Genomic DNA, 20785 nt, shown 5'->3' with positions numbered 1-20785 from the left:
GCTAACCTTTGCGGCTGGCATGAATAAATAAGATTTTATAAGTCAGCGGGATGCCTTGTGGCTGACGCAAACGCTCTGCAAGCGCCTTCAGCGCCTGCCAATCTTTACGTCCCCGAAGCTGCAACTGTGTCTGCTGCACAGTGCCATCTACAGCCGCCGAAGCCCCAACGCCTTTGATGGAGTAAAGCAAGGATTTTAGCTCGTCAAAATGCACCTGTAGGGACTCTACGACGCCACTTTCCACTTGCCAATTTGCCTCATCGAAGCAGCTAAGAAGCGAATCGGGCTCAGCAAAGGGATTGACTCTCAACCCCAAAGTTTGCAATTCTGGCAGACTGCCATCGACCACTATAGCAAGATGACACTGGCCTTCAGCGCGCACCACTCGGGTAAGCTCTGTGACAACACTGTCAAAGTCGCGGCACCACTGCAGGGCTAAGTTTGAGTAAAGCGTATCGATACAGGCATCTTGCAAGGGCAGTGCCTGAGCATCGGCGCATAGGGCGCCATAATGGGGAAATCTTGCCTGCATCTGTGACAGCATGCCTGGGGCGATATCCAGACCTATCACCTGGGTATTGTTTGAGCTATCGTCAAAAGCAGTGCCCGGGCCACACCCCAGATCCAACAAACGCCCTTGAGGCGTGATCTTAGTTAGCAATCTAGCCGCGCTTTGACGTTGCAAGAGATCGTGGCGCTGATACTGGCTTGCCGCCTGGGAAAATTGCCGCGCTATCTTATCGGCGCAGCTGGCCCCAGCTTGGGCAGAAAACTCGACTGCTGTACTCACAAGTCTACTACTCACTAATTAGGCATCCTTTGGCTTATCTGTTACGCCTTGCTCCCTCAACACGAGATTAAGCTGTTTCACCAAGGCATCGATATCGGCCCGGCTATGATTAACATTGAGGGTGATCCTCAGCCTAGCGCTGCCCTGAGGCACTGTGGGCGGTCTGATGGCGCCCACCCAAAATCCGGCGGCCTTAAGGTTAGCATTCACCTCAGATAGGGTGTCGATGGCGCCAACCACCAAAGGCTGAATGGGTGTCTCGCTGCCGAGCAGCTCGATACCTTGCTGCTGACAAACAGAGCGAAAATAGTCGATCACCTGTTTCAATCGCTCACGCAGCTGAGTGTCTTCTCCCACCCGCAGCACCGCCTGCTTTGCTACGTAGGCATTAGCCGGCGACAAGGCGGTAGAATAGATATAGTCCCGGGCATGGGCTACTAGGAAATCAATACAGGTGCGAGAGCCTAAAATGGCGGCGCCTTGGCAGCCGAGCGCCTTGCCAAAGGTGACGATTTGAATATCACAGCAAGCGGCAGTCATCGCCAGTCCTGTGCCAAGTGGCAAGACCCCAAAACCATGGGCATCATCGACGATCAACCAGGCGTCATTCGCCTTAGCCAAGTCATACAGGGCTTGAACAGGCGCCTGATCGCCATCCATGCTAAACACGCTTTCTGTGACGACAGCGACAGGCTGATGCTTTTGCACCAGACGCTGAGCCGCCGCTAAATCGTTATGGGCAAATCGCCTAAGCTCGGCGCCGCTCTCTAATAAGCCATCGATAAGGGAGGCGTGGATTAGCTTATCGGCTACCACTACCGCCTCTTTATCAAATAACGTCTTCATTAGGGCGCTGTTAGCACTAAAGCCACTGCTAAAGAGTAAGGCCGCCTCATGTCCTGTGGCCTCACACAAGGCCTGCTCTAACTCAAGGTGTGCCTGACTATAGCCTGTCACCAGTGGCGAAGCGCCGCTGCCCACACCATAACGCCTAGCCCCCTCTGCCAACGCCGCGATCAAATCGGGAGACTGACTCAGCCCCAGATAATCATTGCTGGCAAAGTTACGCTTAAGTTCCTGCTCATGAGTTATCAGACCAGGCGATTGGGCCGTTTGGCTCAGCAGCTTTCGTTGCCTGAGCACCCCCCAGGCCTCGGCGGCCTGCATCTTAGCGTGGATCTTATGATCGAGTCTGGTCATGGCTCTGATTCATGGCTCTGATAAGGGTTTTGGGCGACTATAGCGCCGCAGCGTCGTAGAAAGCTTGGCTTGCTTTGTCTTTTACCGCTTGAGCCTTGGCAAACACCGCCTTCTCCTCTTCCACCGTTGCCGCCTGGCCCTGCTCAGGATGCAGTCCGAGACGCTTAAACAGCGTCATATCTTCATTCTCTTCAGGGTTACTCGTGGTCAACAGCTTACAGCCGTAGAAGATAGAATTGGCACCAGCAAAGAAACACATGGCTTGCAGCTCATCGGTCATCTTTTCACGTCCAGCCGACAGACGTACGCGAGAAAGCGGCATCACAATACGGGCCACGGCGATGGTACGCACAAATTCCAGCGGGTCGAGATCGTCCAGATTCTCAAATGGGGTACCGGCAACCTTAACCAACATATTAATGGGCACAGACTCGGGATGCTTCTCCATATTCGCCAGCTGTTGCAACAGTCCGGCGCGATCACTCGCCTGCTCGCCCATGCCCACGATACCACCCGAGCACACCTTCATGCCCGCCGCGCGCACATTGTCCAGGGTATTGAGTCTGTCCTGATAGGTTCGTGTAGTAATGATATCGCCATAATATTCTGGCGAGGTATCCAGATTATGGTTGTAGTAATCAAGACCAGCGTCGGCCAGCTCTTTTGCCTGAGAGGGAGACAGCATCCCCAAGGTCATGCAGGTCTCCATACCCATCGCCTTCACTTCGCTGACCATATCCTTAAGGTAAGGCATGTCACGCTCATGGGGATTACGCCACGCGGCGCCCATACAGAAACGTGAAGCGCCAGCAGCCTTGGCGGCTTTCGCCTCGGTGAGCACTTTCTCTATCTCGATAAGACGTTCTTTTTCGAGCCCGGTATCGTAGCGGGCGCTCTGAGGGCAATACTTACAATCTTCTGGGCAAGCGCCAGTCTTGATCGACAAAAGACGGGAGATCTGTACTTCGTTCGGGTCGAAGTGCTGGCGATGAATGCTATGGGCTTTAAACAGCAGATCATTCATAGGTAGCGCAAAAAGCGCTTCAATTTCATCACGTTGCCAGTCATGACGTAAGACTAATTCGGACATTATTTACCAACCCTCACCTTGCAATTTTTACGTCGAAACCATCAACTCCGACGACATTTATGTTGCTTAGCATACCCTTAGGTCTTAATCTGTCAACGCCAACCAGTTTAATTGGTTTACTAATGATTAAAATTTAACCAGGGAGTTTTATGTCTTCACTCACCCCCATAGATCACCAATTTGACAAAGAGCATATCTGGCACCCTTATACCTCTATGACCCAGGCACTACCCGCCTATGGTGTGGTGTCTGCCAGTGGTTGTGAACTGACCCTGGAAGATGGCAGTAAGCTCGTCGACGGCACCAGCTCCTGGTGGGCCTGTGTCCATGGTTACAGTCATCCCGAAATCCTAGAGGCGATGCAAAAGCAGCTGTCGACCCTAAGTCATGTGATGTTTGGCGGTATCACCCATCACAGCGCCATCGAGGTGAGTAAGAAGCTGCTGGCCATGACCAGCGACAATCTGACTAAGGTGTTTCTGGCCGACTCAGGCTCCATTGCGGTTGAAGTGGCGATGAAGATGGCACTGCAATATTGGCAAGGGCGTAATGCGCCGCGTAAGCAAGGTATTCTAACGGTTAAACAGGGCTACCATGGTGACACCTTTGCCGCCATGAGCGTGTGCGATCCCGAAGGCGGCATGCACACCATGTTTGGCGAAGCGGTAACAAAGCAGTTATTTGCACCCGCCCCCAAGACCCCCTTTGGCGAAGCCCTGCAAGAGGGCGATCTCGAGGCGATGGAAGCACTGCTAGAGACCCATCACGAGACAACAGCGGCGGTGATCATCGAACCCATTATGCAAGGCGCCGGTGCCATGCATTTCTATAGCGCCGACTACCTCAAAGGGCTGCGCGCCCTGTGCGATCGCTTCAAGGTGTTGTTGATCTTAGATGAAATCGCCACCGGCTTTGGCCGCACCGGCAAGCTATTTGCCTACCAACACGCCGATATTCAAGCCGATATTCTCTGTCTGGGTAAGGCGCTAACCGGAGGCTATATCTCTCTGGCGGCGACCCTGTGTAGCGACGAGGTGGCACTAGGGATCAGCGACTCGCCATCTGGTGTCTTTATGCATGGCCCCACCTTTATGGGCAACCCTTTAGCCTGCGCCGCGGCCTGCGCCAGCCTGGATCTGATCGCCAAAAACCGTTGGCAAGATCAGGTCGCAGCCATCCAGACTCAGATGAAACAACAGCTCTCATCAGCGCGTGAGATTAAGGGAGTAAAAGCGGTGCGCTGTTTAGGCGCCGTCGGCGTGATTGAGATGGAAAAGAGTGTCAATACCGGTAAACTGCAGCAGGCCTTTGTCGAGCGCGGAGTGTGGGTCCGCCCCTTCTCAAAGTTTATCTACATCATGCCACCTTACATCATCAGCGAGAACCAGCTCAGTCGACTCACCCAAGCCATGCTTGAAGTCGCCGCCATAGCCGGCGCCCAGACAAATGAAGCTGCAGATTTTATCAGCCACGGTTAACCTCAACTTGGCCCACCGAGACATGAGTCAAAGATGGGCCAAATGAGATTTTATAAGGTATTTGGCGCCGCTCTGCGGCCAAAGAAGGAGCCTGACGAGAGGTCAAGCATTACACAGACGACAGGTCAATTGCGTACCTGGTTAAACCTGCCCAGTCTTAACCAACCAGGCTTTAAGGTGAACCATCCCCTCGTCGATAGAGACGAGCGGCTGATAACCAAGATCTTGCTTTGCGGCCGAGATATCAAAATGGTGGCTGGTAGAGAGCTGTCTGGCGACAAAACGCGTCATAATCGGCTCCTCGCGCTTACCCAGCAAACCGTAAAGGCCCTCGAGCACTGCGCCCGCCAAGTAAGCAAGCGCAACCGGCACACGTTTATTGACCTGTGGCAGCGCCGCACAGGCCAAGATCTTATTGAGCATCGCCGCCATGGTGATAGGCTCATCGTTACTCAAGAAGTAACATTTCCCCGCGCAGCGTTCCGGGTCGCGCTTTAAGGTCAGCGCCGCCAAGATATGCGCATAGGCAGCGTTACCGACATAGATGGTATCAACACGTTTGTCCTCTTTACCCACCAGTTTCAGCTTGCCCGCGCGGGCTCTGGCGATCACTCTGGGCACCAGGTGTGGATCTTCCGGCCCCCAGATAAGATGAGGTCGAAGTGAGACGGTTTTAAGCTGGCCACCGCCGGATACAGGCGAACCGTTGGCGGCCGTGACATGCTGCTCGGCAATCGCCTTAGACTCACCATAATAATTCAAAAAACGACTGGCATAGGGCGCACTTTCATCTATGCCCGATTCATCCTCACCGGCAAAGGTAACGCTGGGCGTACTGGTATAGACAACACTTTGAATCCCCAAGCTTTGGCTAGCCTTGAGTATATTGTCACAGCCTTGCACATTAGGGCCAAAGTAACTCTGTTTGCTGCCCCAAACCCCCGCCTTAGAGGCCACATGGAACACCAGATCGCAACCTGCCATGGCGCTGGTTAGCGCCTTAAGATCGCAGATATCACCGCTGATCATGCGCACGCCCATGGCCTCAAGCTCGGGATACGCTCCTCTGGCAAAGCCAGTGACTTGAATACCCGCGGCGCAAAGGCGCTGACAAATCGCCTTGCCCAGAAAGCCGCCGGCTCCCGTGACGAAGGCGTGACGGCAGTGAGTGGCAAGCTGGCTGAGGGCCTCCTGCTCTTTTGCATCCAGACTTAGTTGGTCGGCCAAACTCTGATGTGTCATGGTCACGCCAGACTACTCCTTGTAGGTTGACTGGGCCCATATCGCGAGTTTTTCTCTAAAGATTTTCGCGTTATGGCGGATATCCACCGGAAAGCCCGGATGAATAAGAAATCGGCTGATCCCTTGAGTTTGCTCGTGGGCCTCACCAATCAGCCTCAGCTCGGTATAGAGTGCGGCGGCATTGCTGCAGCTTAGTCCCTGTTTCAGCTCCAAACAGATGAGTGGGGCTACTTCTCCCCTAACCTTAATGCCGACCAGGGCCGAACGCTTAATATCGCTGTGGGTGTTGTAGATGCGCTCACAGGGAATGGAATAGTAACTTTTAGCCTTGCCTTCTAAATAGCAATCAACCCTATGGGCCTTACGACCACACATCCACAGGCGTCCTTGACTGTCTAAATAGCCCAGATCTCCCATGCGGTGATAGTGCTGCCCCTGCTCGTCGAAAATCTTGGCTTCTCGAGTGGCCTTATCACGGCGATAATAGCTAAGGCTCACCATGGGCCCTCGCACCACTATCTCACCTATCTGGCCAGTTGGCAGACAAAGATCCGGTGACCAAGTGGGGATCTCGGCTTCATCTATAGCGATGATGTTAATTTCTACGCCGGAAATGGGCATGCCGACACAGATCCCGCCGCCATTGTCGGTAACCTCTGTTGTCTCAAACAGGTCCTTGCTGCCGATCATGCTAAGCGGCAATGACTCGGTCGCCCCATAGGAGTTAAGTACCGGCGCCTCGGCATTTAGCATCTGGCTAAAACGTTTAATCGAAGCGATGGTGGCCGGTGCACCGGCCGAGATCACCCGCCTCAAACTGCTTAACTTGAGCTGAGTGCTGCGGGCCTCACCCGCCTGTCCCAAACGCTCAATCAGCGCGGGGTTAACAAACATATTGCTGCACTGATAACGGTCAATCGCCGCAAATATATGATCAGGATTGGCGGTAATGGGCTTGCTGGCATCCATATCCGGCACGATAGAGGCCATCCCCAGCGCTGGCCCAAACAGGGAGAACAGCGGAAAGGTCGCCAAATCCCGCTCACCGGGCGCAATTTGATAGTCGGTTTTTAAGGCGCTTATTTGCGCCTCAAACATGCGATGTGAATAGACAACTCCTTTTGGGGTACCTGTACTGCCACTGGTAAATAAGATGGCGCACATCTCATCATCATCTAGCTGCGCCATAGTAAAGCGCCCTTTCGAGGCGCCCATAGCGGCGAGCTGTTTCAGGTTGGTACCGCCCCACCGGGCGCTGCCGCCAACGGTCACTAAACGGGTCAGGCTAGCCTTACCCCAGCCAAACAGGCGTCTGGCCAAATGGGCCTTAGGGATGCCGATAAAGGCATCGGGCTCAGCCTCTTCAAAACATTGCTTAAGGTTTTTAACTCCCATGCCGGGATCCACCAAGATAGGGATAATCCCCGCCTTAAACAGGGCAAATGTCAGGGCAAAAAACTCAAGACTGGGGGTAACCATCAAGACGGCCTTATCACCGCGCTTAATGCCGTAGGCGTTAAGCCCATGGGCTAAGGTATCGCTCATCTCATCGAGCTGAGAAAAATTAAGCTCTTGATAAGTCAGCTTTTTGGTAAAAAAACCTCTAGCCTGCTGCACGGCAACCGCCAATTGCTCAGGTAAGGTTTCGGCGGCGTGATGCAGATGGCGGCACAGATTCGCGCCCGCTTGAATACCCTGTGACATATTGGCCAACCTTATCTTGAGTTACTGCGCCATGAATTTTTGTACCTGGGGCACCACTTGCTCGCTGGCGTCTTCCAGAATGTAGTGACCACAATCGGCAAACTCGTGCACTTCGGCGTTGGGGAAACGGCGCTTCCACTCATCGAGGAAATGCTTGTCGAATACGAAGTCTTTCAATCCCCAGCAGATCAGCATAGGTAGTTGGCTAAAGTTGGACAGTTTATCGCTGATCTCGTTCACCAATTCGTAGTTACGATCCCCAGGTTTTAACGGGATATCCTGCACGAAGCGCAAGGTTGAGATACGGTTAGCCCATGAGTTAAATGGCGCGACATAGGCCTCGCGAATAGGCTTAGGCATAGGCGCACGTTTCACGCCCACGTATGAAGCTATCGAAGAAAAAGCATTAAAACCGCGCACCAACACTGTGCCTAACAAGGTGTTACGGCAGATCCACAGCGCCCAGGGAAAAGGCTTAGCCTCAGGCAGATGAAAAGCGCCGGTATTGAGCACCACCAGCTTCTTGATCCGCTCAGGGTAACGCGCCGCAAAGCCCATGCCTATCATGCCGCCCCAGTCATGGACGATCAGGGTGATATTCTCTTTCACTTCGAGGTGATCCAGCAGTGCTTCCAGATCGTCGATACGATTCTTCAGGGTATAGTCATAACCGACATCATCAGGCTTATCGGACAAACCACAACCAATATGATCTGGCACTATGCACTGGTGCGTCGGACTAAGGCTTGAGATCAGATTGCGATAATAAAATGACCAGCTGGGGTTGCCGTGCACCATGACCACAGGCTCACCTTGGCCTTCATTGACATAATGCAACTTATGGCCATTACGATCTAAGTAATTGCGCTTAAACGGAAATAGCGAATCGAGCATGGAGGTTCCTGTTTTAATTATTCTTTGCCAGGCGCCGCCTTAGGGCGCCGCCAATATGCAATGCTATAGGAAATGATACGAAAAAGGCACTACCACTTGAGGCCGAGCATCATGCAGTTGAGTCCACTGCCGATCCCCAGAAAACTTACCTGATCGCCCTTACGCAAAAAGCCCTGATCGTGTGCCATCGCCGCAGTAACAGGCAAAGATACTGTGCCCATGTTACCCAGCAACTGATAGGTAGGAAACTCTTTCTCTTGCGGGATATTCAGCGCGCTCAATACCTGTTTACGGTTTGATGCACCAACCTGATGACAGATCACCTTATCCACCTGTTCCACCAGCCAGTTACGCTGCTCAAGGAAATGTTCCCAGGTGTGTCTTGCCAGCTCGACGCCCTCTTTTAACAGCGCCACGCCGTCGGTACGCATAAACTCGCGATACAGCTGAGTGCCCGCCTCCTGTAATCCCCACTGACAGAGATTATGATGTTCGGGCGCCGAAAGATGACTCGCACCTAACAGCTGATGCTGACGCTCACCTTTTAGCGGCAGGCTGCCATCGGTCAAAAGCACGGCCACCGCGCCCGAACCACCGGTTAGGGTCGCCAGCGACTGAGCATAGTTTTGCATGGTGGGCTCGGCGAGCATGTTATCTATGGTGATATCGACAATGTGACGCGCCGATTCACAAGAGACCACTAGGCCAGCTTTAATCTGCCCAAGCTCGATGCGATTGGCGATGTCGAGAATACCGGAAAGTACGCCCAGACAGGCGTTACTGATGTCATAGATAGCCGTGTCTTTAGACACTCCCAGCTCGGCCGCGATACGACAAGCGGTTGCAGGCTCATGTTGATCGCGACAAACGCCGGTATACACCACGGCGCCGAGATCACTGACGCTGATCCCCGTCTCCTCGATAGACTTGTGAGCCGCCGCCAGAGCGCCATCAGACAATCTATGGCCCTTGGGCCACCAACGACGCTCATGAATCCCCGTTAAGGCAGCAAGTTGCCCCATAGGGATCCTAAACTTTTGGTACAAGGGAGCTAATCGAGACTCTAACTCTGAAGTCGAAACCACTTCAGGTGCTAGCTCATAGGCCAGACTATTTATAAAAACGCGAGAATATTTCATGAAACCGTTCTGTTTCGCTCATTATATCGGCACTTATTTGGCCAATTTTTATCATTCAGTGTTAACCCGCCATTTGAGCAAGAAACGGCGCATGATTCAATAAAAAACGGCCATAGGGCGGCTTTTTTAGACATAATTAACGAAATTATCCCAAAGACGCCACGCTTTGATCCGTCATGCAAAGTTTCAGAAAAAAACGGCTGGTCACAAATTAAACGTTAGAAGGACAAAAACACCATTAAGGCAAATTGGCCAAAATAAGCGCATTTCTGGGAGTCAGATTCAGATCGCAAAACCGGGTTAACTCCACCTCATACCCCTGCTCTTGCAAAAAGTTCACCCTGTCGAGCAGCAGCCAGGCTTCAAGACTTTCACGAAACAGATGGGCCACCAGGTCAATTCGCCTGGTCAAACGTTGACGGGCAAGCCCTCGGGCCAGATAGATCTCTTCATCCCACTGTGCTGGTAAATCGACCTGCTTTTGCGCCGCGGCCCAGAGACAAAAAGCCTTGAAGCTACCACTTAACTGGCTCTGCTTCAGCGCGGGAATAGGCAGATAATGCGCAGCCCCCCTCACATCACGCTGTAAGCTATCAAACCCTAGACGCCAAGCCACCTCTTGCAAACGCAGCGCCCTCGCCTTAGGGTTTGCGATCACCGAACGTTGTAGCGGCAATTGCAGATCGTGCTTACTGAGCCTCAATTTGCTTGCCTGACCTAAACCAGAGAGCGCTTGATAATGGCTATGTGGGATCAGGTGGTAGCAACAAGGCGCTACCGCCAGCGCGCGGGTCCCTGCCTTGGCGGCGCCGCGCAGCAAGCTGAGGTGAAGCTCACCGCAGGCATGGAGCGCCACGGCATGTTGTTCGGCCTTAAGCAGTCGCTGAGCCTCGCCAGATAAGGCATCACCGCATACAAACCTCTGTGGTAGCTGCCACTGGCTGGCAAACTGCTGGCCGGCGTCACATAGGCTCTGCTGCCACTCCAGGCTCACGACTGAACTTGCCTTGCACTTTGCCAAGAGTCGTCCCAGGTGCCCCTTGCCGGCGCACCACTCGAGTACCTCATGGTCGCCTGAGTTCACCCTACTGGCAAAGGCAAGGATCTGCTGCCACTTGCGCCCCTTGATATGGGCGCTAAAGTGGCCCAGCTCACTCTCATCGAGCTCAACATCTTTCGCTGATGACACTTGGCTGCCCGCCCGTGCGCTTTCACTCATCAAAGCTAGGGGCCATGAGCATCCGCGGGCGGTGAGATCTTCAGCCAATGCCGGAATTAAGCGCTCGTTAAGGGCTTCACTGTCACTGTCCAGCCCATCGAGCTCATCGTCTGCAATTTGCCATACCAAGTCTGCAAGGCGAGGAAATTCCGCCTGCCAGGGCAAGTCATCAGCCTCGAAGGCCTTAACCTGCCACAATGCCCTGCTGTCTGTCAGTAGACTATCTAAGGCGGTAAACGCTTGTGCATACGACATCTGAGTTCCTTAACAAAAAACGCCGGTTAACAAAGACCGGCGCCCATAAATTGTAAACCAGCTTGGTCGCCAATCACAGTCTGGAGCATGTTAGCGTTACGAAAAGCTTAGCTTTGTGGCTGTTTCAGCGCCATCCGCTTACCCAGCCAAACCCCTAATCCTAGGGGAGCAAAGAAACAAACCACAAAAAACAGCACCAGATAGAGAATTAAACTCTTAAGGGTTTTAGTCAGCTCTTGAAACGCCAGCTCAACGGCATGTTGACTGATGGTATCAAGATCGGCCGCCGCCGCGACTCGCTGCCGATCCACCATCTCTTCCAGCGCCAACCGTTCCTGCTTAACCATCTGCGCTAATGCCTGACGCTCAATAGACAGCTTGGCTAACTTGTCATCGGTTGATTCGCTAAGCTGCGCGAGCAAAGGGGCCAGCTCACGACGTAGATCCACCGCCAGCGCTTGCATCATCTCAGGGCTTTGCGCCATCAACTGCTGAAACTTGGCCGAGGTGTCACTGATGCTCTGCAGGGTGTGCTGGACTGTCTCAGGGTTAATGTTGGCATGGAGCGCGTATAATTCAGCCTTCCAGCCCAATATTTTCGGGGTCTGCTCGGCAATCATCGCCATACGATCCGATACATCGCTCATCACCTCAGGTACAGTGCCGAAAGTGGTCACCGCCTCAAACTCGTTAATCTTGCGATAGGCTAGCCAGTCATTAAAGGCTGAGTGTCTTGCAAAGGTTAGATCGTTAATCGGATTTTTCGCCACATAGTCTTTGATAAAACCCTGATATTTCTGAAATTCAGTCGGCGTCACAAAACCTTTTACCGAACGTTCAAAATCGGCCTGCAGCACCTTGCTCACTTCGATGGCGATCCCTTGCTGCTCACCAAAGAGCGACTGACCGGCACCGCTGTCGAAAAACGCGCTCATCTGCGCCGTCAGCGTCCAGGTATCCACCATGGCGGCAATGGGTGAGGCCTGAAAAATCGCCCGCTGCAGCGCCTGTTCACTGTTGATCTTCCACATCAGGGTATTAGATTTGATCGTTAGCTGATCGCCCTGAGCCTGAGCTATTTGATCTGCCCCCTGCTCCACCTTGGCATAGAAGGTATGACTAAAGTCGCGGCTAAAGACACGCATGTTGAGCTGTGCCTGAGGCAAGGGCTCAATACCGCTTTCTAGCTTAACTTCTAATAATGAACAGGCCGATAAACTCAACATACCGATCACCAGTAGGACAGCTCTGTATCTCAGCCCCATAACAACACCCCATAAGATTTCACAAATAATTGAATTTAAACAATTAAATGATGAATACTAACAGTTGTACCTGCAAGGCTCCAGCGGCAGACCAAGGTTGAATCACGGCACTAGCTACTTTAGAATGCGGCCAGGATCACACATTGAGTAAAAACAGAAACGATGCAATCACCCTGCGTGGCCCGCTGCGGCTTAAATGATGAAGATATCTGTATGGGCTGTTTTCGGCATATCGATGAGATTGTCGGTTGGGGGCAAGCTGACGAGTCACGCCAAGCCCAAATTTGGGATAATGTTGAGCGTCGAAAATTGGCTGGGCATAGGAGCGAAAACCGGCAGATAATCAGCCGTCAGAAGTGGCTTGAGGCGGAGCAGCGTCTCGCAGCGCAAGACGCGAAAATCTAACAAGGCGCGAGCCTTACTTCTTATTCATCATACTCTTAAGGTCGGCGAAGGGATTATAGGTGGCCGCTTCTACCTGAGTTTCACTCGTCGGGCCATACTGAATTAACTCTTCATACTTGGCATGTTCGTTATCGTGACAATAGAGACAGAGCAGCTCCCAGTTTGAGCCATCGCTCGGATTATTGTCATGATTGTGATCCCTGTGATGCACCGTCAGTTCTCTGAGATTGGAATGGGTAAATTCGCGGGTACAACGTCCGCAGATCCAGGGGTAGAGTTTCAGTGCCTGCTCGCGATAACCTGACTCGCGCTTGGCCTTATATTCACGTGCTTCGGCCAGCACTTTATCTAATTTACTTTGACCTTGATGGGTAGACATAAGCTCGTCTCTCTTTTTGCCCAATCTTCGGGCGACTTAATTCAGTGGCAATATACCTATACTTGCCGTAAAAGGGAATCGGCGACGTGGCACCTTAACGCTCAACATCCCCTTTAAGCATGAGCATAACGAGTTAACGCGATGAATTAGCGGCGTACCAGCCAAGCGCCAACGCCAAAGTCTCGACCATAAAATCTGCCTTTAACGCCATATAAGCTTCACTGTCATGCTGACCCTTTTTTGCAATGCGCTGCTTTAGCCGACCATACTCACCCGCCATTTGTGGATGCGCGATAAGATAATCACGAAAGGCGCGATGGGCTGTCAGCTGCGCACTCCCAGATTGAAACGCATGCAGATGATGGCTGCGCTGCTCTCCTCCTTTTTGAAAATAACGGCGACCGGCAATACCATGCTCACCACGTGCCCGATAACCCAAGCGCTGAAGTTGGCTGCTTTTGGCGTCAAGCGCCGCTAGGCTATCAACCTCAACCAAGATATCGATAATGGGTTTGGCCGCCAGTCCAGGCACCGAGGTACTGCCAATATGCTCGATAGTGATAACCCCATCGCCCAGCATAGCTAGCAACAGCGCCTTCTCCGCCTCAAAGAGCTCTGGCCAATGCCTCTGGTAATCGAGTACCTCTATGATACGGCTCATCGCACCTCCTTAGTCCTTACACTTCTCAACATATACAGGGAAAACAGGCCACTCAACAAAAACACGAAGGAGAACAGCGGCTGGAACTCCCCTTTTCCTATCAGGTTCGCTATCGACACCAGCTCATCGATATTCACCCAGATATAAGCCCCAATGAGCGCCAATAAGACCAAGGCAAAATAATGCACCATCCAGACGCCTAGCTTATCATCACCATTCAGTCGCCGATTAAAGCGTGCCACACCAAGCCCAAATAGCGGCATGAGCAGGAGTGTCCAGACCGCCAGGTAGTTAAGCCCAAGGGGCAAGGTGCCCGCAAAAGAGAGCAAGGGGTAAACAATAGTGTAAAACAGCGCCATCAACAGCATCTGCCCCAACAGCGATAACAGCGCAGCCCAAGGAGTGCTGGCTTCACTATCTAGGCCTCGCCTGGCAGCCAAGATCTCAATCAAGGTGGTGTGAGCAGCAGGAATAAGCGCCACCATGGCCACGACGCCTGAGAATATAACCATCAGCATAAATTCACGATAGAAGGGAAAGTTTGACAGCCGATTGGCAATGGTGAAGTAATCAAACTGCGCCCCATAGGGACCATAGGCTAAGGTCAAAAACCAATCATTCAGCTGGCCAGGGCTTGGCGCCTCGTCGCCAATCAAATAATTGCTCACGGGCCAATAACCAAGATAAAAGAGCGTGGCGGCAAATAGCGGCAGGGAAAACAGCATTACTAGGGTAACCAAAACGCTAATATTCTGACGTCCGCCAAACAACAAGATCAACCAGAGTCCCCACGCGGGGTTAGTGAAGATAAAGAAAGGTTTAGTGCGAGCTACCTCAGCCAGGTAAAGGTAGCCCCCCTTAGTCAGGCTATAGACCAACAGCGCCGCAAATAATATACCGATACCGGCGCTCACCTTACGCCCTTTAGCGCTATCAAACATCGCTAACACGATAACAAGCCTCCCTTTGTGACTCTTAATGCCCGGCTTTACGAGCCAAGGTTGATTAAACTGATTTGCGGCCTTACTTAGCCTAATACACAACCCTTCAAAAAAGCTTAACCGCTAACAGCTATCCCTTTCTCACTATTGACCCTAAAGCCAATACTCATCAAGCAATGACCAAGATAACACTATCAAGAACAAGGCCTCGCTTTAAGCAAAAAACGGCATAAAAAAAGCAGCCTAGGCTGCTTTTAATTGACTCATGATCTTACCATCATGATGCTGGCTCATCTAAGCTAGGCTTAAATCTGCTTCATCTCTTCATAAGTGGTATGACGCACATCTTTACCCTTAACATAGTAGATGATGTATTCGCAGATGTTCTGGCATCTGTCGCCCACACGTTCTACCGCGCGCGCCGCCCAAAGCACATCGAGCACCTCAGGGATAGAGCGTGGATCTTCCATCATGTAGGTCATCAGCTGACGAATAATGCCTTCATATTCGCTGTCCAGCTTAGCGTCTTCCTTGTGCAGCTCGATGGCGACATCGGCGTCCATACGCGCCAGTGCATCCAGGGTCGAGTGCAAGGTACGGGTCGCGTGGCGTCCCATATGCTCGATACTCACCAACAGCGGTTGCTGATTCTTGAGGCGCTTGTCCAGTGCCGCATTCGCAATCTTTACACAAGCATCACCGATACGCTCAAGGTCGGCAATCGTCTTGGAGATAGCGATAATAAGGCGTAAATCACTGGCGGCAGGCTGACGCTTAGCGATGATACGGGTGCACTCCTCATCGATAGAGACCTCCATACCATTGACGCTATGGTCGCCATCAATCACCTTCTGCGCCAGTTCGGCATCCAGGTTGCCCAAAGCATCCAGAGCTTGCTCCAGCTGACGCTCAACCAAGCCCCCCATGGCCAATACGCGGTTACGGATATCATCGAGCTCGGCATTGAACTGACCCGAGATATGTTTATTTAAGTTCATGTTTTCCATTGACATTCAACCTTATCAATTCTTGCAATTCAAATCCGGCTCAGGCCCAATTAACCGTAACGACCTGTGATGTAATCTTCGGTCTTTTTCTTCTTTGGCGTAGTAAAGATGGTGTTGGTGTCGGCATACTCCACCAATTCGCCCATATACATGAAGGCCGTCTGATCCGATACTCGGGCCGCCTGCTGCATGTTGTGGGTCACGATCACCACGGTATATTTCGACTTAAGCTCAGTGATCAGCTCTTCGATGGTCAAGGTTGAGATAGGGTCGAGCGCCGAAGTTGGCTCATCAAGCAGCAAGACTTCTGGCTCGATAGCGATAGCGCGGGCAATCACCAGACGCTGCTGCTGACCACCTGACAGACCGAAGGCGTTGTCATGGAGACGATCTTTCACCTCATCCCAAATCGCAGCGCCGCGCAGTGAACGCTCGGCGGCTTCATCCAGTTCACGACGGTTATTGATCCCTTGCAGACGCAAACCGTAAACCACGTTCTCATAGATAGACTTAGGGAAAGGGTTAGGACGCTGAAATACCATACCCACGTTACGACGCAAGGAGGCCACATCCACCTTCTTGTCATAGATGTTCTGGCCGTGCAGCAAGATCTCGCCACCGATATGGCAGTTATCCACTAGGTCATTCATGCGGTTGATACAGCGCAGCAAGGTTGACTTACCACAACCACTGGGGCCGATAAAGGCGGTCACCTTCTTCTTGGGGATCTTCATCGATACGTCAAACAGGGCCTGCTTGTCGCCATATTTTAGATCTAAGTTACGGATCTCAAGTGCGGTCTGTTCGCTGCTTAAATTATTTAAGTCTAAAGTCTCTGTTTTCATTACCGACTGATCTATCGAAATCATATCTGTTCCTAATCACTTCAGGATAAAGGTTATTCGCGCCCTAGCCTAGCCCAGGCGCGATTAATTCAGGTTTTAGGTTAGTGTTCCAGCGAGCGATATTTCTCTCGCAGGTGATTACGTACCGCGATGGCGGTCAGGTTAAGACTCACAATCACAGACACTAACAAGAAGGAGGTCGCGTAAACCAATGGACGCGCCGCTTCTACGTTAGGGCTTTGGAAGCCCACATCATAAATATGGAAACCCAGGTGCATGAACTTGCGCTCAAGATGCACGAAGGGGAAGTTCATATCGATCGGTAGGGTCGGCGCTAACTTCACCACACCCACGAGCATCAAAGGTGCTACCTCACCGGCCGCGCGGGCAACCGCTAAAATCAAACCAGTCATAATCGCCGGGCTCGCCATAGGGATAATGATGCGCCACAGGGTCTCGGCCTTGGTGGCCCCCAGCGCCAAGCTTCCCTGACGGACCGAACTCGGAATACGGCTAAGGCCCTCTTCGGTCGACACAATCACCACTGGCAGCGTCAGGATAGCCAGCGTCAATGCCGACCAGATCACCCCTGGTGAACCAAAGGTCGGTGCCGGTAGCGCCTCTGGGTAGAAGAGTTGGTCGATTGAGCCACCGAGCATATAGACGAAGAAGCCCAGGCCAAACACGCCGTACACGATTGATGGCACACCCGCTAAGTTAATGACCGCGATGCGGATCATCTTAGTAATAGGGCCCTTTTTCGCATACTCATGTAGATAGATAGCCGCGACCACACCAAATGGGGTGACGATAACCGCCATCAGCATCACCATAAACACGGTACCGAAAATGGCCGGGAAGACACCGCCCTCTGTGTTGGCTTCACGGGGATCGGCGCTGACAAAGTTACCCACGCCACTAAACCAGTGACCCAGCTTACCCAAGATCCCCAGTCGGTTTGAGTAGGTTACGCCCAAGATACTATCTAGCTTGAGGGTCACCTCTTCACCGCGCATATCACGCACGATCACCGCATCACGGCCAGCCTCGGCGCGCAGGTCAAAGAAGGCCTTTTCCAGTACCTGGTATTCGGCCTGAAGCTTATCGCGCTCGGCTTGAAGCTCAAGCTTACGACTGTCGGTCAGGGCGTTGTCCAGTTCATAACGACGCTGTTTAAGACGCAGGTTTTCCAGCGCATAGTTGATGGCACCAATCTCGCTCTTTTGCAAGCTGGTCGCCTTATCGCTTAGGGCTACCGCTCGGTCAATATGTTCCTCAAAAGAGGCTTCCACATCCTTGAGTGGCAGACGCTTACCATCTTCAATGATGGCGATAGGATAACCAAAGAAGTCACCGTTTTTTGCACGTTCAAGCTTGGCAACATCCTCCGGGATTGTGCGCGACAATATATCTGTCTCCAGCACCCAGCGAAAATCTAGACCGACAAACTCACGGTTACCAGTTTTGATCAGATAGCGGGTCACCAGCTCACCGGGATCTTCACTAAACTTGTGTCCAGCTGAGACCAGACGTTCGGTAGGCACAGCCTCCTTATCGTAGATCTCACCGATAATGGTTGAGCGCTTGCCCTGCTGATCCACCACTTCCCACTGGTAGATCTGCGCTGGCCAGAAATAACTCAAACCACGCCATGCGATTAGGAGCAACAAACCTAATACAGCGATCAAACTGATACTCACGGCGCCACCTGTCATCCAGATCCAGGGGGAACCCGACTTAAACCACTTACCCATTACACTGGCCTCTTAACGTCACAGGCGAAAAATTAAATATCGATAACATGCCAATCTCCCTTACAGTGAACTGTAGCGTTCACGCAGACGCTGCCGCACCACTTCAGCAATGGTGTTGAAGAAGAAGGTAAAGATAAACAGCACGAAGGCCGCTAGGAAGAGCACGCGATAGTGCGAGCTGCCGATAGCCGATTCTGGCATCTCCACGGCGATATTCGCCGCCAGCGTACGCATCCCCTCGAACACGCTCCATTCCATGATGGCGGTGTTACCTGTAGCCATCAGCACAATCATGGTTTCGCCAACGGCGCGGCCGAGTCCCATCATGACTGCAGAGAAGATCCCCGGGCTGGCCGTCAGCAAGACAACCCGTGTCAGCGTCTGCCAGTTGGTGGCACCCAGTGCCAGGCTGCCGTTAGAGAGATGGCGCGGCACAGAGAACACGGCATCTTCAGCAATAGAGAAGATGGTCGGGATCACCGCAAAGCCCATGGCGATACCTACCACCAGCGCGTTACGTTGGTCAAAGGTGATCCCCAGTTCGTTAGTGATAAACTGACGGCTATCACCGCCAAAGAAGGCCACTTCGATCGTCGGGCTGATATAGAAGGCAAACCAACCGACGAAACAGATCACTGGCACCAGCATTAGCTCTTGGTAAGTCTCAGGCAGACGCTGTTTCCAGCGACCGGGCAGCTTGTACCAAGCCAGTGCGGTCAACAAGATACTGATAGGCAGAAGCACCAGTAACATGAAGATCCCCGGTAGGTGATCTTCAATCAAAGGCGCTAGCCAGAGACCGGCTAAGAAACCAAGAATAACCGTCGGCAAGGCTTCCATGATCTCAATGGTCGGCTTCACTACGGCGCGCACTTTTGGCGACATAAAATAAGCGGTATACACGGCACCGGCAATGGCCAGCGGCGTGGCGAACAGCATGGCATACAGCGCAGCCTTCATGGTGCCGAACGCTAGCGGCATCAAGCTAAGCTTGGCTTCGAAGTCATCGGAACCTGACGTTGACTGCCATACATATTGCGGCTCAGGATAACCTTCGTACCACACCTTGCTCCACATGGCGCTCCAAGAGACCTCAGGGTGACTGTTTTCGACCGCAAACAGGTGCAGCTTGTTACCGGCCTCGACCACCAGGGCGTTGGCTCGTGGACTAAAGCTCATCTGACTGGCGTGGGCCAAATCGAAGGTTTCGGTAAAGAGTTTGCGCTGACTCGTAGTGTAAAGCAGATCCAACTCGCCAGACTCGCTGACGGTGGCAAAGCTCTTGCGATAAAACTCACCGGCAATACGCTTCACACCCGCCTTGTTTTTAAATTCGCGGATCTCTTGGTATTGACGCCCCTTGTCACCATTAACCTGGAAATATTGGAAGACTTGACCATTGTCATAACTCACCAGCAGTGAGCTGGCACCGGCCAACAGAGCAACATCAGTCACCTTGGTCTTAGCGCGTTCCAGCTCAATCACCTGACTTAAGGCGACCTCATCGACATAACGGATATCGTAAACAAACAGACGATTACCCGAGCGCAATAAAAGCTGGCGCTGATCTGGGGTCATCAGTTGCTGATCCACTTGAGTAGGCGCTTCCTTGATAGGACTCGTGGTCGCTTGCCACTCCACCTCTTCGGTCATCATGTTCTCTTCACCGTTATGGCGGGTCAGGAACCAACGACCGTCAGCATCACGGTAGGCGAAGCTGAGTTTGTCAGAGGCTGTGGCAAATGTCAGTTGATACAGAGGCTTACCCGCCTCAGACACCTGCAGCGGCGTTTCACCCAGCAGATAACGTACGCTTGGGGTGATCAGACGCTTATTGCCCGGATAGCTCACCGCGAAATTCACGCCAGCGATAATCACCTGGCCGTTAGACAGGCCATAGGCAAAACGCTGCTCACTTGGCACAGAGGCAACGCTGCTGACGATCTCTGCGTCCGAGGGCACCTGCACTTGCTCATGCTTTACTAAGCTGGCGTTCAGCGCACTGTAGAAGCTCACTTCACCATTTTGTGCCACTCGATAGAGGATCTCATTTTGCTCATCACTCCCCACCATCAGCGCTGGCGACGTAGCGTTTTGCAGTTCGACATTCATCACAGGCGCGACATCTGCCCCATCAAAAATCGGCTTTACAACATAGAGTAGGTAGAAAAAGATCAGCAAAAGGGCCACAAACACCATGGTGCCGCCCATCGTCACCCCAACTTGGGTAAGCTTATCTTTAAATGCTCGCTTGCTGGAGCCCTTGCCCGTCAACAAATTTGTTGCAGTAGAACCAGGTTGAATTACCTGAGTTTCCATTAAGAACCTCGTTTATTTTTGTTCAGTAGAGTTTTCGCTGGGATTGTCGTTTCTGCTATGTTAACTATAGTGAATCGAGGCAAGCCCTTTTTCTGACAGTCGGGATTATATGACGCAAAGATGACACTATTGTTACAGCTCGAAAATGTCATCATTATAAGAGGTTATTTAGCTTTTTGAGCCGCTTTTTAGATTGTT

The 20785-nt window shown here is 52.3% G+C and carries 18 protein-coding genes; 2 read left to right on the top strand and 16 right to left on the bottom strand.

Going from position 1 to position 20785, the window contains the following annotated elements:
• Window position 1 precedes the first annotated feature (1 nt).
• The 3 genes from NY07_RS05035 to bioB are packed head-to-tail and all read right to left on the bottom strand — an operon-like array spanning window position 2 to window position 3080.
• Complete coding sequence (locus NY07_RS05035; RefSeq protein WP_033538262.1) at window positions 2-805, bottom strand: methyltransferase domain-containing protein; 804 nt, start codon at window positions 803-805, stop codon at window positions 2-4.
• A gap of 3 nt (window positions 806-808) precedes the next feature.
• Complete coding sequence (locus NY07_RS05030) at window positions 809-1990, bottom strand: aminotransferase class I/II-fold pyridoxal phosphate-dependent enzyme (RefSeq protein ID WP_033538261.1); 1182 nt, start codon at window positions 1988-1990, stop codon at window positions 809-811.
• A 37-nt stretch (window positions 1991-2027) separates the two neighbouring features.
• Window positions 2028-3080 (bottom strand): biotin synthase BioB, encoded by a 1053-nt coding sequence (gene bioB / locus NY07_RS05025; RefSeq protein WP_033538260.1) that lies wholly within the window; start codon window positions 3078-3080, stop codon window positions 2028-2030.
• A gap of 149 nt (window positions 3081-3229) precedes the next feature.
• Here bioB and bioA point away from each other — a divergent pair, with 149 nt between their 5' ends.
• Window positions 3230-4558: an adenosylmethionine--8-amino-7-oxononanoate transaminase gene (gene bioA / locus NY07_RS05020; RefSeq protein WP_033538259.1), complete on the top strand. Its 1329-nt coding sequence runs from the start codon at window positions 3230-3232 to the stop codon at window positions 4556-4558.
• Window positions 4559-4699: 141 nt separating this feature from the next.
• Here bioA and oleD read toward each other — a convergent pair whose 3' ends face one another.
• The 6 genes from oleD to NY07_RS04990 form a co-directional block, all read right to left on the bottom strand.
• The gene (oleD, locus tag NY07_RS05015) at window positions 4700-5800 is read right to left on the bottom strand and encodes a 2-alkyl-3-oxoalkanoate reductase (protein WP_052125502.1); all 1101 of its coding nucleotides are present in this window, start codon (window positions 5798-5800) and stop codon (window positions 4700-4702) included.
• Window positions 5801-5812: 12 nt separating this feature from the next.
• Window positions 5813-7504 carry an olefin beta-lactone synthetase gene (gene oleC / locus NY07_RS05010; RefSeq protein WP_033538257.1) on the bottom strand — a complete coding sequence of 564 codons (1692 nt, stop codon included), beginning with the start codon at window positions 7502-7504 and terminating at the stop codon, window positions 5813-5815.
• A 21-nt stretch (window positions 7505-7525) separates the two neighbouring features.
• Window positions 7526-8398 (bottom strand): alpha/beta fold hydrolase, encoded by an 873-nt coding sequence (locus NY07_RS05005; protein WP_033538256.1) that lies wholly within the window; start codon window positions 8396-8398, stop codon window positions 7526-7528.
• Window positions 8399-8487: 89 nt separating this feature from the next.
• Window positions 8488-9537, bottom strand: coding sequence for a 3-oxoacyl-ACP synthase III (locus NY07_RS05000; RefSeq protein WP_033538255.1), 1050 nt, complete (start codon window positions 9535-9537; stop codon window positions 8488-8490).
• 238 nt (window positions 9538-9775) lie between these two features.
• The gene (locus tag NY07_RS04995) at window positions 9776-11011 is read right to left on the bottom strand and encodes a methyltransferase (protein WP_033538254.1); all 1236 of its coding nucleotides are present in this window, start codon (window positions 11009-11011) and stop codon (window positions 9776-9778) included.
• Window positions 11012-11118: 107 nt separating this feature from the next.
• A complete protein-coding gene (locus NY07_RS04990; protein WP_033538253.1) occupies window positions 11119-12276 on the bottom strand; it encodes a hypothetical protein in 1158 nt (385 codons plus the stop codon).
• Window positions 12277-12438: 162 nt separating this feature from the next.
• Between NY07_RS04990 and NY07_RS04985 the strand changes: the two genes are divergently transcribed.
• Window positions 12439-12681, top strand: coding sequence for a DUF1289 domain-containing protein (locus tag NY07_RS04985; RefSeq protein WP_033538252.1), 243 nt, complete (start codon window positions 12439-12441; stop codon window positions 12679-12681).
• Between the two features lie 13 nt (window positions 12682-12694).
• On the opposite strand, the gene NY07_RS04980 is transcribed toward NY07_RS04985, so the two are convergent.
• The 7 genes from NY07_RS04980 to NY07_RS04950 form a co-directional block, all read right to left on the bottom strand.
• Window positions 12695-13060, bottom strand: coding sequence for a YajD family HNH nuclease (locus NY07_RS04980; RefSeq protein WP_033538251.1), 366 nt, complete (start codon window positions 13058-13060; stop codon window positions 12695-12697).
• Between the two features lie 133 nt (window positions 13061-13193).
• Window positions 13194-13721 carry a GrpB family protein gene (locus NY07_RS04975; RefSeq protein WP_033538250.1) on the bottom strand — a complete coding sequence of 176 codons (528 nt, stop codon included), beginning with the start codon at window positions 13719-13721 and terminating at the stop codon, window positions 13194-13196.
• Window positions 13718-14671, bottom strand: a complete 954-nt coding sequence (locus tag NY07_RS04970; RefSeq protein ID WP_140946905.1) for a hypothetical protein — start codon at window positions 14669-14671, stop codon at window positions 13718-13720. Before NY07_RS04970 ends, NY07_RS04975 begins: the two co-directional genes overlap by 4 nt.
• A 296-nt stretch (window positions 14672-14967) precedes the next feature.
• A complete protein-coding gene (gene phoU, locus NY07_RS04965) occupies window positions 14968-15669 on the bottom strand; it encodes a phosphate signaling complex protein PhoU (RefSeq protein ID WP_033538248.1) in 702 nt (233 codons plus the stop codon).
• Between the two features lie 50 nt (window positions 15670-15719).
• Complete coding sequence (gene pstB, locus NY07_RS04960; RefSeq protein ID WP_033538247.1) at window positions 15720-16538, bottom strand: phosphate ABC transporter ATP-binding protein PstB; 819 nt, start codon at window positions 16536-16538, stop codon at window positions 15720-15722.
• Window positions 16539-16615: 77 nt separating this feature from the next.
• The gene (gene pstA, locus NY07_RS04955; RefSeq protein WP_033538246.1) at window positions 16616-18268 is read right to left on the bottom strand and encodes a phosphate ABC transporter permease PstA; all 1653 of its coding nucleotides are present in this window, start codon (window positions 18266-18268) and stop codon (window positions 16616-16618) included.
• 60 nt (window positions 18269-18328) lie between these two features.
• Window positions 18329-20587 carry an ABC transporter permease subunit gene (locus NY07_RS04950; protein WP_033538245.1) on the bottom strand — a complete coding sequence of 753 codons (2259 nt, stop codon included), beginning with the start codon at window positions 20585-20587 and terminating at the stop codon, window positions 18329-18331.
• Between the last annotated feature and the right edge of the window lie 198 nt (window positions 20588-20785).

It is taken from the genome of Shewanella sp. ECSMB14101 (genome assembly GCF_000773485.1).
Classification (GTDB): Bacteria; Pseudomonadota; Gammaproteobacteria; order Enterobacterales; family Shewanellaceae; genus Shewanella; species Shewanella marisflavi.
Note: the sequence above shows the minus strand (reverse complement) of the source record. Positions and strands in the feature narration are given on the sequence as shown.

Excerpts from the sequence above, each read along its gene's own strand:
- NY07_RS05030 (WP_033538261.1), bottom strand. The coding sequence starts at position 1,990 with ATGACCAGACTCGATCATAAGATCCACGCTAAGATGCAGGCCGCCGAG.
- bioB (WP_033538260.1), bottom strand. The coding sequence starts at position 3,080 with ATGTCCGAATTAGTCTTACGTCATGACTGGCAACGTGATGAAATTGAA.
- bioA (WP_033538259.1), top strand. The coding sequence starts at position 3,230 with ATGTCTTCACTCACCCCCATAGATCACCAATTTGACAAAGAGCATATC.
- oleD (WP_052125502.1), bottom strand. The coding sequence starts at position 5,800 with ATGACACATCAGAGTTTGGCCGACCAACTAAGTCTGGATGCAAAAGAG.
- oleC (WP_033538257.1), bottom strand. The coding sequence starts at position 7,504 with ATGTCACAGGGTATTCAAGCGGGCGCGAATCTGTGCCGCCATCTGCAT.
- NY07_RS05005 (WP_033538256.1), bottom strand. The coding sequence starts at position 8,398 with ATGCTCGATTCGCTATTTCCGTTTAAGCGCAATTACTTAGATCGTAAT.
- NY07_RS05000 (WP_033538255.1), bottom strand. The coding sequence starts at position 9,537 with ATGAAATATTCTCGCGTTTTTATAAATAGTCTGGCCTATGAGCTAGCA.
- NY07_RS04995 (WP_033538254.1), bottom strand. The coding sequence starts at position 11,011 with ATGTCGTATGCACAAGCGTTTACCGCCTTAGATAGTCTACTGACAGAC.
- NY07_RS04990 (WP_033538253.1), bottom strand. The coding sequence starts at position 12,276 with ATGGGGCTGAGATACAGAGCTGTCCTACTGGTGATCGGTATGTTGAGT.
- NY07_RS04985 (WP_033538252.1), top strand. The coding sequence starts at position 12,439 with ATGCAATCACCCTGCGTGGCCCGCTGCGGCTTAAATGATGAAGATATC.
- NY07_RS04980 (WP_033538251.1), bottom strand. The coding sequence starts at position 13,060 with ATGTCTACCCATCAAGGTCAAAGTAAATTAGATAAAGTGCTGGCCGAA.
- NY07_RS04975 (WP_033538250.1), bottom strand. The coding sequence starts at position 13,721 with ATGAGCCGTATCATAGAGGTACTCGATTACCAGAGGCATTGGCCAGAG.
- phoU (WP_033538248.1), bottom strand. The coding sequence starts at position 15,669 with ATGGAAAACATGAACTTAAATAAACATATCTCGGGTCAGTTCAATGCC.
- pstB (WP_033538247.1), bottom strand. The coding sequence starts at position 16,538 with ATGATTTCGATAGATCAGTCGGTAATGAAAACAGAGACTTTAGACTTA.
- pstA (WP_033538246.1), bottom strand. The coding sequence starts at position 18,268 with ATGGGTAAGTGGTTTAAGTCGGGTTCCCCCTGGATCTGGATGACAGGT.
- NY07_RS04950 (WP_033538245.1), bottom strand. The coding sequence starts at position 20,587 with ATGGAAACTCAGGTAATTCAACCTGGTTCTACTGCAACAAATTTGTTG.